This is a genomic window from Micromonospora sp. NPDC050417, from assembly GCF_044458865.1.
Classification (GTDB): domain Bacteria; phylum Actinomycetota; class Actinomycetes; order Mycobacteriales; family Micromonosporaceae; genus Micromonospora_G.
In genome coordinates this window covers 109,769-123,863 of record NZ_JBITIH010000019.1, presented here as the reverse complement: position 1 = coordinate 123,863, position 14,095 = coordinate 109,769, and the positions used below count along the sequence as shown (strand labels likewise).

Here is a 14,095-nt window from a genome sequence, read left to right as displayed (position 1 = left end):
GTTGTGGCGCGACCGGCCCACCTCCGGTGAGAGGAGCAGCGTGACGGAGACCCAGACCGGGGTACGGGGCGACAGCGGCCCGGCCACCGCGGAACTCGTGGCCAGTCGGGTGCTGGACGTACCGGACTTTCCCCAGCCCGGGGTGGTGTTCAAGGACCTGATGCCGCTCTTCGGCGACGGTGAGGTCTTCCGGCAGGTGATCGACGGGATCATCGCGCACCACGGGCGGGACTCCTTCGACGTGGTGGCCGGGATCGAGGCCCGTGGCTTCGTGCTCGCCGCCGCGATCGCGTACGCGACCGGGGTCGGTGTGGTGCCCGTACGCAAGGCCGGCAAGCTGCCCCGCGCGGCGTACGCCGCCTCCTACGCCCTGGAGTACGGCGAGGCCACCCTGGAGGTGCACCAGGATGCCTTCACCGCTGGTCACCGGGTGCTCGTCGTGGACGACGTGCTCGCCACCGGGGGGACGGCGGAGGCGACGCTGGGGCTGGTGGAGCAGGCAGGCGGGACGGTCGCGGGCTTCTCCGTACTGCTCGAACTCTCCTTCCTCGGGGGCCGCGATCGACTGGCTCCGCGTCCCGTTCATGCCCTTCTAACCGTTTAGCGGGTCTTGTCGTTCAGGACCGATCCGGTGCGTGCGGGGGAGCGGCATCCGGCCGTCGGGACGGGTAGCATTGCCTTTCGCTGACCAGGTGGAGGCCGTTCTACCGGGCTGGCGTCGGACCTGGTCGACCGGTTACGGTCGGCTCGTCCCAAGCGAGGTGTGAGGAGGCCGGTGTCCCACGATGTCGCCCCTCCGGCGGAGGGCACGGTGCAATCGACCAGCGAGGCCGACGATGTCACCAAGCCGGTGACGACGTCCGCCAGCGGGCCGGTCCCGACAACCGCCGGTGCCAGCTCAGTGGCGAACGGTCCGGCCGACGAGGCTGAACCCGTAGCCGGTCAGGCCGCCCAGGACGGTGGTTCCGCCGCCCGTGGCGGCGATTCCCGCCCGGCCCCGACCGGCACCACCACCAATGGTGCCAGTGGTGCCAGAGTCGCCGCCCCCTCCGGTGGCGCAGACGGCGCGGCAGCCAGCAAAGCGGACACAGACCCACCTGGCGCCACCACATCGAGCGGCTCCGGCAAGGCCAGCGCGGCCAGCCCCGGCAGGGCGACTGCGGCCGGTCCCGGTAAGCCGGGTGCGGCCGGTTCCAGCAGATCGACTTCTGTCAGTGCCGGCAACGCGACCGCGCCCGGCGCCACCCGTACCCCTCAGACGACCAACGGCTCCGCCCCGCACGCCCCCGCGTCACCAGCGGTGTCCGGGGACAGTCTCGCGACGGTGGCCCCGGTCGCCGTCACCCCGCCCACCGGATCGGCGAACGGTCCGGGCGGCTCCGCCGGTGTGGCGTTGCCCGGACCGGCCGGCGGCGTGGTGGTGCCGGTCGGCGCGGCGGGTCGACTCGTCGCCGCCGACGAACCCGGTTCGCCGACGTCGAGTTTCGGTCTGGCCAGTGCACCGACCGGCCGGCGGGTCCGCGCCCGACTGGCCCGGTTCAACGCCCCGTGGCAGACGCCGCAGGTGAGCGAGGTGCTGGAACCGCTGATCGCCACGCACCGGGCGGCCCATCCGAAGATGGACGCCCGGCTGCTCCAGCGCGCGTTCGACATGGCCGCCCGCTGGCACTCCGGGCAGTACCGCAAGTCCGGCGACCCGTACATCACCCACCCGCTCGCGGTCGCCACCATCCTGGCCAACCTCGGCATGGACACCACCACCCTGGTGGCGGCGCTGCTGCACGACACCATCGAGGACACGAACTACGGCCTCGACCAGATGCGGATCGACTTCGGTGCCGAGGTCGCCCTGCTGGTCGACGGCGTCACCAAGCTCGACAAGGTCAAGCTCGGCGACGCGGCGAAGGCCGAGACGATCCGCAAGATGGTCGTGGCGATGGCGAAGGACCCCCGGGTCCTGGTGATCAAGCTCGCAGACCGGCTGCACAACATGCGTACGCTGACCTTCCTGCCCCGCGCCAAGCAGGAGCAGAAGGCCAAGGAGACGCTGGAGATCCTGGCTCCGCTGGCGCACCGCCTGGGTATGAACACGATCAAGTGGGAGCTGGAGGATCTCGCCTTCGGCACCCTGTTCCCCAAGCGCTTCGAGGAGATCAACCGGCTGATCGGCGAGCACCAGCCGCAGCGTGAGGCGCTGCTGCGCCAGGTGACGCAGAAGGTGCAGGTCGACCTCAAGTCCGCCAAGATCAAGGCGGAGACGACCGGGCGCCCCAAGCACCTCTACTCGATCTACCAGAAGATGATCGTCCGGGGTCGGGACTTCAACGACATCTACGACCTGGTCGGCGTCCGCATCCTGGTCGAGACGGTGCGCGACTGCTACGCGGCCCTCGGTGTGATCCACGCGAACTGGCAGCCCGTACCGGGCCGGTTCAAGGACTACATCGCGATGCCGAAGTTCAACATGTACCAGTCGCTGCACACCACCGTGATCGGGCCCAGCGGCAAGCCGGTGGAGATGCAGATCCGGACGTACGCGATGCACCGCACCGCGGAGTTCGGCATCGCCGCGCACTGGAAGTACAAGGAGCAGAAGGGCGCGACGGTCGTCGGCCCACCGGCCAACATCGACGAGATGACCTGGCTGCGGCAGTTGCTCGACTGGCAGCGGGAGGCGAGCGACCCGAGCGAGTTCCTGGACGCGCTCCGCTTCGACCTCTCCAGCCAGGAGGTGTACGTCTTCACGCCGAAGGGCGACGTGATCCCGCTGCCGACCGGGTCGACCCCGGTCGACTTCGCGTACGCGGTGCACACCGAGGTCGGGCACAAGTGCATCGGCGCGCGGGTCAACGGCAAGCTGGTGCCGCTGGAGTCGACGCTCTCCAACGGCGACGTGATCGAGATCTTCACGTCGAAGTCCGACACCGCCGGCCCGACCCAGGACTGGCTGGGCTTCGTCAAGAGCCCGAGGGCGCGGACGAAGATCCGTCAGTACTTCAACAAGGAGCGGCGCGAGGAGGCGATCGAGGCCGGCAAGGACGCGATCGTCAAGCAGATGCGCAAGCAGGGCATGCCGTTGCAGCGGATGCTCAGCTCGGACAACCTGATGGCGATCGCCCGGGACCTGCACCTGGCCGACGTGGCGTCGCTCTACGCGGCGGTCGGCGACAGTCAGGTCTCCGCCCAGTCCGTCGTACAACGCCTGATGGCCGGGTACGGCGGCGAGGAGGGCGCGGCCGAGGACATCGCCGAGACCGCGGTCGCCACCCGGCCACCGCGTAGTCGCACCTCCAGCCACGATCCGGGCGTGGTGGTCCGGGGCGTCAGTGACGTCTGGATCAAGCTCGCCCGGTGCTGTACCCCGGTGCCGCCGGACTCGGTGTTCGGCTTTGTGACCCGTTCCGGTGGCGTGAGTGTGCACCGGGACGACTGCGCCAACGCCGAGGACCTGCGGGTGCAGGGGGAGCGGATCGTCGAGGTGAGCTGGAAGCTCACCAGCGCCTCGACCTTCCTGGTGGCGATCCAGGTGGAGGCGCTGGACCGGCACAAGCTGCTCGCCGACGTCACCCGGGTGCTCTCCGACGAGCGGGTCAACATCCTCTCCGCAACCGTCACGACCACGCGGGACCGGGTGGCGGTGAGCAGGTTCAGCTTCGAGATGGCCGACCCGAAGCACCTGGGTCACCTGCTGGCGGCGGTGCGCAAGGTCGACGGTGTCTTCGACGCCTACCGGGTCACCTCGGGCGCCTGACCAGCGTCGGCGGTGTGACCCGGCCCGGCGCCCCGGTGGGGGCGCCGGGAAGCGCGCAGGAAACGTAGGACGTACGAACCAAAGGGGCGGCCCGCCGAAGCGGGCCGCCCCTTTTCGTCCGTGGTGGCGGAAGGTGTCCGGAAACTCAGCTCGCCACCGGGCTCATCGTGATCTTGTTGATCAGAACTTCCTTCTTCGGGTGGCCGCCGCCGGCCTGCTGGGCGAAAGCGCCGTCGTCGCCGGCCGCGCCGACCTGGTTGACCAGGTCCATTCCGCCGGTGACCGTGCCCAGGACCGTGTAGGTCGCGTCAAGCTCCGAGTCGCCGTAGACGATGAAGAACTGGCTTCCGCTGGTGCCGGGCTGGCCGGAGTTGGCCATCGCGATGACCCCGGCCGGGTACGGCGGGCGCTGCTCGGTCGGCAGGTTCTCCTCGGCCATCCGGTAGCTCGGACCGCCGGTGCCGTCACTGTCGCGCCAGCCCGCTCCGGTGGCGCTCGGGTCGCCGCACTGCAGCACCTTGAGGCCCTCGGTGACAAGCCGGTGGCACTTGGTGTTGTCGAAGAAGTTCTTCTCCGCCAGGTGGGTGAAGCTCGCTGCGGTGCACGGCACCTTGCTCAGGTCCAGCTTCGCGGTGATCGGCCCGAGCCCGGTGTCGATGGTCATCGTCTGCGAGCCGGCGTTCGGCGCGGTGGCCGGCGGCAGTCCGACGTCCTTGGTCGTGGGCGAGCGCTGTTCCGCCGGCAGGTCGGTCCAGACGCACTGGGTGGTGCCGGCGGCGGGGGTGGCGGTGTCGGTCGACTTGTCGTCGTCGCCGAGGCTGGCGACCAGCCAGACGGTGCCGGCGATGACCAGCAGCAGGGCCAGTCCGGCGCCGACGGTCGTCTGGAGCTGGCGGCGCTTGCGGGCGGCGGTGGCCCGCTGGGCCATCTCCCGTTCGAGCCGTGCCCGCGCCGCGGCGCGCTGCCGCTCTCTCGTGGACGTCACGGTGACTCCTCCTGGGCTATCTACGCTGCGGTGCTGCGTCCGCGGCTGGTGTCTGGGGCTCTGCTCAGGACTGCCCGGCCGCCGCCGTGGAGGTGGCGGTCGGGGTCGCCGCCGGCGGTGCGGCGGGCGGCGCGTCAGGGGAGACCTCGCCGACGGTGAGGCTCTGGATCACCACGTCGGTCTTCGGTTTCACCTGCTCACCGCTGCCATTGTCCACCCGTTCCATGGTGCCGATCTTCTGGATCACGTCGAGGCCGGAGTTGACCTTGCCGACGATCGGGTAGCTCGGCGTGGCCGGGCTGAAGTCCTTGTAGAAGATCAGGAACTGGCTGCCGTTGGCACCGGGAGCGCTGCCGATCAGGGCGACGGTCCCGGCGGGGTAGAGCGGCGAGGTGCTGGGCGAGGGGCTCGCCGACGGGCTGGGTGCCGGCGCCGTCGGTACGTTCTCGCTGGTGAACGTGTACGTCGGGCCGCCCAGCCCGGTGCCGCTCGGGTCGCCGCAGCGCAGTGCGCCTTCGGCGGTGATCTCGTGGCAGTTGGTGTTGTCGTAGAACGACCGGCTGGCCAGGTGGGCGAAGCTCGCCCCGGCGCAGGGCGCGTTGGTCAGGTCGAGATCGACCGTGACCGGGTTGCCCTGGTTCGTGGTGATGGTCATCGGGCGGGTTCCGGCGGTCGCCAGCCCGGTGGTTGCCGGTACGCCGACGTCCTTGAGGTTGGCGTTCGAACTCGCCTCCTGCGGGGTCCAGGCGCAGATCTCCGGTGCTGCCGCCGGGCTTGGCTCGCGGTCGAAACCGCCGAGCGCCCAGACCGAGCCGACCACGATCAGCGCCAGCGCGAGAGCCGCGCCGACCCCGGCCTGGATCTGTCGCCGCCGCCGGACGGAGGCGGCTCGCCGAGCCATCTGCCGGTCGAGCTTGGCGCGCGCCAACTTGCGCTGCCGGTCCCTGCTGGAAGCCACCCGCGCTCCTTTTCCCTCTACCCTGGTTGTGGCGGACGGCCACCTACTCGCCGTCGGACGTCAAGTGCGCCACGCCACACGCCCGCCAGAGTGTACGGCCATCCGCTGAGAATGTGGTGTACGAGGTGGCCGGTGGGAGAATCCGGTGCCCCGGGCGGTCTCACCCCGAGGCGGTAGACCGGCCTTTCGGATATTTCCCCCACGTCGTTCGACCCCGACTCGGCTCAAATGTTACGTACGTCGTACGAAGTCCCCCATCCGGTGGTGTGGTCGGCCCCACGGATGGGACCGTACGTGTGCCGCGCCGCTCGCCCTGACCGGCGGGCTAGGCTGCGGATGACTTCAGACGTCGACGGGAGGGGGCAGCCGTGTTCGTCGCCGGGTTTCCCGCGGACACCTTCGGCACCAACTGCTACGTGGTCGCGCCCGCGCCCGGAGAGCAGTGTGTCGTGGTCGACCCGGGTATCGGGGTCGTCGACCAGCTCGACGATCTGCTCGCCGAGCACCGTTTACAGCCTGTCGCCGTACTGCTGACCCACGGCCATCTGGACCACACCTTCTCGGTCGCGCCGGTCTGCGGCGCCCGGGGGATCACGGCTTACGTGCACCCGGGCGACCGGGAGATGCTCGCCAACCCGTCCAAGGGGTTCTCCGTGGACATCACCCAGATGCTCGGCGGGAGGCTGGAGTACTCCGAGCCGGAGGACGTGGCCGAGCTGACCGACGGCGCGACCATGAGCCTGGCCGGCCTGGAGATCACCGTCGACCACGCCCCGGGCCATACCGGCGGGTCGGTGCTCTTCCGTCTGCCGGCAGCCGGCTCTCCCTGGGACGCGGACCAGATCTGCCTCACCGGGGACGTCCTCTTCGCCGGCTCGATCGGACGCACCGACCTGCCGGGCGGCAGCATGCCCACCATGCTGAGCAGCCTGCGGGAGAAGATCCTCCCGCTCGCCGACGACACCGTCGTCCTGCCCGGCCACGGCCCCGACACCACCATCGGCCGAGAGCGCGCGAGCAACCCGTACCTGCGTCAGGCGGGTATGCCGGACGACGTGCGGCCCGCCGCTGCCCGTCCCAACTGGTAGCCCGCCCACTCGCGCCGCCTCGCGTCACCGAATCCGCGCGTCCGCGCGGAAGTCCAAGGAGCATGATGAGCAAGCCGTCCCCCATCTCCGGCTTTCCCGAGTGGGCCCCGCCGCAGCGGATGATCGAGCAGTACGTGATCGGCCAGATCCAGCGGACATTCGAGCTGTACGGCTTCGCGCCGCTGGAGACCCGGTCGGTCGAGCCGTTGGACCAGCTACTCCGCAAGGGTGAGACCTCCAAGGAGGTCTACCTCGTACGCCGGTTGCAGGAGGATCCGGGCGGCCCGACCGGCGACGACGCGCTCGGCCTGCACTTCGACCTGACCGTGCCGTTCGCCCGGTACGTGCTGGAGAACGCCGGCAAGCTGCAGTTCCCGTTCCGGCGCTACCAGATCCAGAAGGTGTGGCGGGGTGAGCGGCCACAGGAGGGGCGCTACCGGGAGTTCCTCCAGGCCGACATCGACATCGTCGACCGGGACACCCTTCCGGCGCACTACGAGGCCGAGTTGCCGCTGGTCATCGGCGACGCCCTCAGCAGCCTGCCGATCCCGCCGATCGTGATCCAGGTGAACAACCGCAAGGTCAGCGAGGGCTTCTACCGGGGCATCGGGCTGACCGACCCGGACGCCGCGCTGCGCGCGGTGGACAAGCTGGACAAGATCGGGCCGGAACGGGTCGCGGCGCTGTTGGTCGAGACCGCCGGGGCCACCGAGTCCCAGGCCAAGGCGTGTCTGGCCCTGGCCGAGATCAGTGCGCCGGACGGCTCGTTCGCCGACGCGGTCCGGGCGCTCGGGGTGGAGCACCCGCTGCTCGACGAGGGGCTGGCCGAGTTGGTCACGGTGGTGGAGACCGCCGCCGCGCACTCGCCCGGGCTCTGCGTCGCCGACCTGCGCATCGCGCGTGGCCTGGACTACTACACCGGTACGGTCTACGAGACCCAGATGCGCGGCTACGAGCGGTTCGGCTCGATCTGCTCCGGTGGCCGGTACGACAACCTCGCCACCGCCGGCTCGGCCACCTTCCCCGGCGTCGGCATCTCGATCGGTGTGACCCGGCTGCTCGGCCTGCTCTTCGGCGCCGGTGAGCTGAACGTCTCCCGGTCGGTGCCGACCTGCGTGCTGGTGGCGCTCGCCGACGAGGAGCACCGACCGGCCAGTGACCGGATCGCGGCGGCGCTGCGGCGGCGCGGGATCGCCACCGAGGTCTCGCCGTCGGCGGCGAAGTACGGCCGGCAGATCCGCTTCGCCGAGCGGCGCGGCATCCCGTACGTCTGGTTCCCAGGTGCCGACGGGGCGGTGGACGAGGTCAAGGACATCCGTTCCGGTGAGCAGACGCCGGCCACCCCGGACGACTGGACGCCGCCCGTCGAGGACCTCCGTCCCCTGGTCAGCTGAGCCGAGGTCGCGTGCCCGGCTGAGTCGAGGTCGCGTGCCCGGCTGAGTCGAGGTCGCGTGCGCGGCTGAGCCGAACGGGGGACTCGTCCGGAATGGCTGAGCGGTCGGACTGGCGTTGGCGATGGACTTGACCTACGGTTGCGTAACTTACGCCACCGTAGGGAGAGCCTGTGACCGCCGCCATCACCCGTCCGCTCAGCCAGACCGAGTTGCTGACCGAGCTGGACCCCATCGTCGCCCAGAACCTCGACCGGCACCTCGCGGTCGCGAAGGAGTGGTTCCCGCACGAGTACGTGCCGTGGAGCGACGGGCGGACGTTCGACGGGGTGCTGGGTGGCGAGGCATGGTCGCCGGAGGACACCTCCCTCCCCGAGGTGGCCCGGACGGCCCTGGTGGTCAACCTGCTCACCGAGGACAACCTGCCGTCGTACCACCACGAGATCGCGACGCAGTTCGGCCGGGACGGCGCCTGGGGGACCTGGGTGCACCGGTGGACCGCCGAGGAGGGTCGGCACGGGACGGCGATCCGTGACTACCTGACCGTCACCCGGGCGGTCGACCCGGTGGCGCTGGAGCGAGCGCGGATGGTCCACATGTCCACCGGGTACGTCAACGAGCACTCCGACGAGGTGCTGCACTCGTTGGCGTACGTCTCCTTCCAGGAACTCGCCACCCGGATCTCGCACCGCAACACCGGCCGGGTGACCGGTGACCCGCTCTGCGAGCAGTTGTTGGCCCGGGTCGCCGCCGACGAGAACCTGCACATGATCTTCTATCGCAACCTGCTCGCCGCCGCGTTCGAGCTGGCCCCGAGCCAGGCGATGCGCGCGGTGGCGGACGTGGCCGCGGACTTCCAGATGCCGGGCAACGGCATCGACGGTTTCGCCCGCAAGTCGGTGGCGATCGCCCTGGCCGGCATCTACGACCTGCGGCAGCACCGGGACGAGGTGCTGGTGCCGGTGCTGCGCCAGTGGGACGTCTGGAACGTCACCGGCCTGGACGCCGACGGCGAGGCGGCCCGCGAGCAGTTGGCCGCGCACCTGGACGAGTTGGACAAGGCCGCCTCCCGCTTCGAGGAGAAGCGCGACGCCCGGCTCGCCCGCCTCGCCCGCTGACGAAGGAAGGGCCCCTTCTTATCGTTTTCGGTAGAGGAAGGGGCCCTTCCTAACGCCCCGGGCGGGGGCGGCAGGGTCATTCGCTACGGAGGCCGTCCGGGCGCATCAGACGCCAGAGCGCCGGCAGGCTGAGTACGGTCACCAGCAGCACCACGCCACCGCCGACCCCGGCGAGCTGGGCCAGGCTGGACCAGTCCAGGCGTACGGGTTCCCGCACCACCCGTTGCAGCACCGCGCCCAGCGCGGTGCCGAGAACGGTGGCCAGAGCCATTCCGAGCAGCACCGGCACGGCGGTCTGGAAGAGCACCGACCAGCTCATGGTGCTGCGCCGGGTGCCGAAGGCCACCAGTACGGCGAGCAGCCGGCGCCGCTCCCGTAGCTGTTCCAGGGTGGTGACCAGCAGGCTGGCGCCGAGCAGCAGCATCACCGCGACCACCCCGATGAAGAGCCCCCGGCGGATGTCGCGGAACGTGCTGTCCTCCTCGGAGGGGGCCAACGAGTAGACCTCGACCAGTGGGCTGATGTCGGCGACGGTGTTGCGTACCTGTTCCTCGGCGGCTGGCTCGGTCGGGTCGAGCGTCAGGTAGACGAGCATGGTCCGGTCGGAGACGGCGTCCAGATCCACCGCCCCAGGGGTGACCAACAGGCCGGGGTGTCTGCCGCCCTCGGGAGCGGTCCGAGGCGGTGCGGGTCGTATTCCGGCGGGCACGGTCCACGGCTGTTCGGGCGTGTCGTCGTGCGGCGCGCCGATCTTGAGCCGTTGCCCGGCGGAGGGCAGTGGGGCGGCGAGCCACTCGCTGTCGTTGACGGCGAAGCTGTCGCCGTCAACGCAGTGGTCCAGGGTGGCCAGTTCGGCCAGGGCGGCACAGTCACCGACCAGCAGCGGCCAGCTCGGGCGTTCGCCATCCGGCAAGGCCGGCCCCTCGGCCAGGGTCGCCCCGGTGCGTACGAGGTGGGTCACGGATCGCACGCCGCTGGTGGCGCGGAGTCGTTCGGTGATCGTCGTGGTGCTGGCGCCTCCGGTGCTGTCGAGGGGGAGGGCGCCGTACATGGTGGCTCGGGCCGGGTCCTGTCCGGTGCGAAGCTGATAGTCGGGGGCGACGCCGGAGAAGAGCATCTGGAGCGCGATGCCGCCGGCGATGGCGACCGCGACTCCGTTGACCATGCGGGCGGACGCGGCACTGTCGAGCTGTAGTCGCCGGGTGGCGAGCTGCCAGGAGACGGCGCCGCCACGTAGCCGCCGTACCACCGTTTCGACCAGCCAGGGCAGCACGGCGGTCACCCCGGCGAGCAGGAGCACCACACCGACGGTGACCTGTGCCTGGTTGGCCGGCTTCCCGCTCTGGTACACCTGGCCGAAGAGCGGCAGCAGCAGCGCGACGCCGATGACCGGCAGGATCAGCCGCCACCAGAGCCGCCGCCGTGCGCCGGCGGACCGGCGGACCACCCCGAGTGGCTCGATCACCACCCGCCGCAGGGCGAGCAGTGCCACGGCGACCGCCGTGACCGGCACCCCGAGCAGGATCAGCGCGGCCAGCGCCGGGTCGGGGCGTACGTCGGTGGGGAACACGCTGATCTCCCGCAGCGAGACCGTACCGATGAACTGCCGTCCGACGACGAAGAAGACCGCCCCGGCGGCGAGCCCGAGCACGGCGCTGACCAGGGACTCTCCGGCGGCGATCCGGGTCGCCATCCGCCGGTCCGCGCCGATCAGCCGCAGGGCGGCCAGCCGGCGGTCGCGCTGCTCGCCGCCGAACCGGACCGCGGTGCCGATGAAGACGGCGATGGGCAGCAGCAGGACCACCAGGATGATGAGGACCAGCAGCAGCAGGACCGGGTCGAGGCCGTCACTGACGTTCGGGACGCCGAACCGATCGATCCGGGTGACCGTGGACTGTTGCGGGGTCAGTTGGTCACTGCCCAGGTAGTAGGCGTACTCGTGAGGACCGGTCAGCCCGTCGTCGCCGATCAGCCCACCGACCGGGTAGTCGAACCGGGGTCGGAGCTGGGCGCCCGCCGGGGAGGCGAGCAGGTCGGCCAGGGCCGGCGAGACGACGATCTCGCCCGGTGCGGGCAGTCGATCCAGGCCGGGCGGCACCGGTGCGTCGGGGCCCTCCGGGCGCAGCACCCGTCCCCGGATCGCGTGTTCACCGAAGGTGGTGTTGGCCTGGGCCACCAGCAGGGTGTTCCGGGCCGCGTCGGGCTGCTCGGTGCCGTACGACTGCTCGTCGCGGGCATCGCTACGCCTGGACTGCTCGCCGAGCATGGTCGGGATCGAGACGGCGACCAGCAGCAGCGCCACGCCGAGGCCGACGCCGATCGCGGCCAGTGCGGTGCGCAGAATCCCCTCCCGGCCACCGGCGAAGACCAGCCGGGCGCCGAGGAGGAGGTCGGCGCGCCAGCGGCCCACGCCGGGCCGTCGGCCGGGGTGGTTGCGGCTCACGGGGTCACCATCTCCAGATCACGGGTACGGCCGTCGCGGACCACGACCTCGCGGTCGGAGTACGCGGCCACCCGTGGTTCGTGGGTCACCAGCACCACTGCGGCGCCGGTCTGCCGGGCGGCCTCGGTGAACAGCCGCATCACCCGTTCGCCGTTGAGCGAGTCCAGGGCTCCGGTCGGCTCGTCGGCGAAGAGCACCTGGGGATCGGTGACCAACGCCCGGCCGACCGCCACCCGTTGGCCCTGCCCGCCGGAGACCTCGCCCGGCCGTTTGCCGGCCACGTCGGTGACCTCCAGCCGCTCCAGCCACTCGCCGGCCCGTCGTTCGGCCTCCCGGCGGCGGACGCCGTCCAGCCGCAGCGGCAGGGCGACGTTCTCCAGACAGGTCAGCTCGGGCACCAACTGGCCGAACTGGAAGACGAACCCGAACTCGCTCCGACGCAGGGCGCTGCGTTCGGCGTCCGACATCGCCGACAGTTCCCGGTCCCGGTAGTGGATCTGGCCGGCGTCGGGCGTCACGATGCCGGCAAGGCAGTGCAGCAGGGTGGACTTGCCGGAGCCGGAGGGACCCATCACGGCGACCACCTCGCCGCTGCGGATGCTGATCGACGCGCCGTCCAGTGCCGGCGTCGGCCCGTACGCCTTGTGCAGGTCGAGGCCGACGAGCAGGGGAGCGTCGGCCGGCTCGGTGGTCGGCTGTGGTTCGTCGCGGTCGGCGCTCATCCGCGCACCGCCGTGGCGAGTTGGTCGAGCCGGGCGGTGGTCAGTTCCAGCCAGCGCAGGTCCGCCTCAAGGTGGAACAGGGCGTGGTCGCAGATGAGCTGGTCGGCGAGGTCGCCGCTGATCTTCCGCTGGGTGAGTTCGCGCATCAGGCGTAGGTGTTCGGCCCGCTGGACGTCGAGGATCTCGGCCGCGTTCCGCTCGGTCATCAGGGCGAGCAGGACCTTGGTGTAGAGCGTGCTCTGCAGGTAGAGGTCAGGCTTTTCCGGGTTGGCCAGCCAACGCTGCACGTCGGTCACGCCGGAAGCGGTGACCGCGTACCGCTTGCGTTCCGGTCCCTCGCCCGGTTCGACGCCGTCGACCTCGACCAGTCCGCTCTTCAACAGCCGGGCGAGGGTCGAATAGACCTGTCCGTAGTGCAGCGGCCGGCCGTGCCCGAAGCGTTCGTCGTACGCCCGTTTCAGGTCGTAGCCGTGGCGGGGGCGGGATTCGAGGAGCCCCAGGAAGGTCTGCGGGATTGACATGGGAGCAGACTCTACACGAGGTGTATACCCGCGATGTATACCCCCTGACCTGGACCATTGAGGAGTAAGGAAGGGCCCCTTGTTATCGTTTTCTGTATAACAAGGGGCCCTTCCTAACCTTGGTGGGCCGGCTCTACCAGCCGAAGCCGGCGGCGTAGGTGACGTTGGCCAACACCTGCTGACCGGTGGCGTTCGGGTGGAAGTAGTCCCAACCGGAGAGCTGGTTCAAGGCGAACGGGTAGTTGAACACTGCATTGTTGTCGAATGTGCAGTTTGCCCCGTACGCGGCACATGCCTGAGCGAGCTGCGTGTTGTAGTCGACGACGCGCTGCCGTACCCGGTTGCGGCGATCGACGTCGGCCTGCGCGTTCGAGGTCGGGTTGGCCAGCATCGACTGGCAGATGCCGAAAAGACTCCATGCGGTACGGGCGCTCCCGCTGCCCCGGCCGACCGACCAGAGTCGCTGGATGTCCGGCACACTGATCACGAAGACCCGGGCGCCCGGTAGGCCGGTCCTGAGTCGGTTGAGCCCGGCGTCGATGTTGGCGCGGAACGTACCGACCGTGGTCATGCTCGACTCGGAACCGGTGCAGGCGTCGTTCGCGCCGATCAGCACGGTCACGTACTGCCCGCCTCGGGAGACCGCGCTGTTGGCCTGGCCGAGCAGGTCGGCGGAGTCGGCCCCGGTCTGCGAGTCGTTGTGGTTGCGGCCGTTGATGGCCGGGTTGGCGACCCGGATCCGCAGGTAGTGAGCGTTGACCGAGACGTTGTCTCCGGTGCTGAACGAGCGCGACGGGCAGTCGACGTACCAGCCGCAGGCGTTGAAGCCACGGGTGATCGAGTCACCGAGACCGGTCATCGCGCTCGGCGGGGGACCGGGATCGGCGGCGGCGGGGAGGGTGCCGACGACGACCGAGCCGATCAGGACGGACGCGGCGGTGAGCAGGGACAGGGCGTGCCGGGTGAGGGACATGGGGGCCTCCGGATCACGGGTGCCAGGTGGTGGAGTGTGCGGTCCGCGAATCATATAGATGTACGTCGTTGCGAACAATGCTCCGCGATGCCCCTGGCACCCTCCGCCAGCGCTGCCCCCGACGTTAAGAAGGGGCCCTTCCTAT

The 14,095-nt window shown here is 70.4% G+C and carries 11 protein-coding genes; 5 read left to right on the top strand and 6 right to left on the bottom strand.

Going from position 1 to position 14,095, the window contains the following annotated elements:
- Positions 1 to 40: 40 nt before the first annotated feature.
- On the top strand, positions 41 to 604 hold the full coding sequence (locus ACIBF5_RS23885) for an adenine phosphoribosyltransferase (RefSeq protein ID WP_396815080.1): 564 nt from the start codon (positions 41 to 43) through the stop codon (positions 602 to 604).
- A 720-nt stretch (positions 605 to 1,324) separates the two neighbouring features.
- Positions 1,325 to 3,751 carry a RelA/SpoT family protein gene (locus ACIBF5_RS23880; RefSeq protein WP_396815127.1) on the top strand — a complete coding sequence of 809 codons (2,427 nt, stop codon included), beginning with the start codon at positions 1,325 to 1,327 and terminating at the stop codon, positions 3,749 to 3,751.
- A gap of 145 nt (positions 3,752 to 3,896) precedes the next feature.
- Here the strand turns inward: ACIBF5_RS23880 and ACIBF5_RS23875 are convergent, their stop codons facing one another.
- Positions 3,897 to 4,736 (bottom strand): peptidylprolyl isomerase, encoded by an 840-nt coding sequence (locus ACIBF5_RS23875; protein ID WP_396815079.1) that lies wholly within the window; start codon positions 4,734 to 4,736, stop codon positions 3,897 to 3,899.
- Between the two features lie 64 nt (positions 4,737 to 4,800).
- Positions 4,801 to 5,694, bottom strand: a complete 894-nt coding sequence (locus ACIBF5_RS23870; RefSeq protein WP_396815078.1) for a peptidylprolyl isomerase — start codon at positions 5,692 to 5,694, stop codon at positions 4,801 to 4,803.
- Between the two features lie 368 nt (positions 5,695 to 6,062).
- On the opposite strand from ACIBF5_RS23870, the gene ACIBF5_RS23865 reads away from it, so the two are divergent.
- The 3 genes from ACIBF5_RS23865 to ACIBF5_RS23855 all read left to right on the top strand — a co-directional run bounded on the left by ACIBF5_RS23865 (position 6,063) and on the right by ACIBF5_RS23855 (position 9,291).
- A complete protein-coding gene (locus tag ACIBF5_RS23865; RefSeq protein ID WP_396815077.1) occupies positions 6,063 to 6,782 on the top strand; it encodes an MBL fold metallo-hydrolase in 720 nt (239 codons plus the stop codon).
- Between the two features lie 65 nt (positions 6,783 to 6,847).
- A complete protein-coding gene (gene hisS, locus ACIBF5_RS23860; protein ID WP_396815076.1) occupies positions 6,848 to 8,176 on the top strand; it encodes a histidine--tRNA ligase in 1,329 nt (442 codons plus the stop codon).
- A gap of 170 nt (positions 8,177 to 8,346) precedes the next feature.
- Entirely contained in the window at positions 8,347 to 9,291 is a 945-nt protein-coding gene (locus tag ACIBF5_RS23855; protein ID WP_396815075.1) for an acyl-ACP desaturase, read from the top strand.
- A 76-nt stretch (positions 9,292 to 9,367) separates the two neighbouring features.
- On the opposite strand, the gene ACIBF5_RS23850 is transcribed toward ACIBF5_RS23855, so the two are convergent.
- The 4 genes from ACIBF5_RS23850 to ACIBF5_RS23835 all read right to left on the bottom strand — a co-directional run bounded on the left by ACIBF5_RS23850 (position 9,368) and on the right by ACIBF5_RS23835 (position 13,950).
- Positions 9,368 to 11,734, bottom strand: a complete 2,367-nt coding sequence (locus ACIBF5_RS23850; RefSeq protein ID WP_396815074.1) for an FtsX-like permease family protein — start codon at positions 11,732 to 11,734, stop codon at positions 9,368 to 9,370.
- Positions 11,731 to 12,456 carry an ABC transporter ATP-binding protein gene (locus ACIBF5_RS23845; protein ID WP_396815073.1) on the bottom strand — a complete coding sequence of 242 codons (726 nt, stop codon included), beginning with the start codon at positions 12,454 to 12,456 and terminating at the stop codon, positions 11,731 to 11,733. The genes ACIBF5_RS23850 and ACIBF5_RS23845 overlap by 4 nt, the downstream gene beginning before the upstream one ends.
- Entirely contained in the window at positions 12,453 to 12,977 is a 525-nt protein-coding gene (locus tag ACIBF5_RS23840; RefSeq protein WP_396815072.1) for a PadR family transcriptional regulator, read from the bottom strand. Before ACIBF5_RS23840 ends, ACIBF5_RS23845 begins: the two co-directional genes overlap by 4 nt.
- Positions 12,978 to 13,110: 133 nt before the next feature.
- Positions 13,111 to 13,950, bottom strand: a complete 840-nt coding sequence (locus ACIBF5_RS23835; RefSeq protein ID WP_396815071.1) for an SGNH/GDSL hydrolase family protein — start codon at positions 13,948 to 13,950, stop codon at positions 13,111 to 13,113.
- Positions 13,951 to 14,095: the final 145 nt, after the last annotated feature.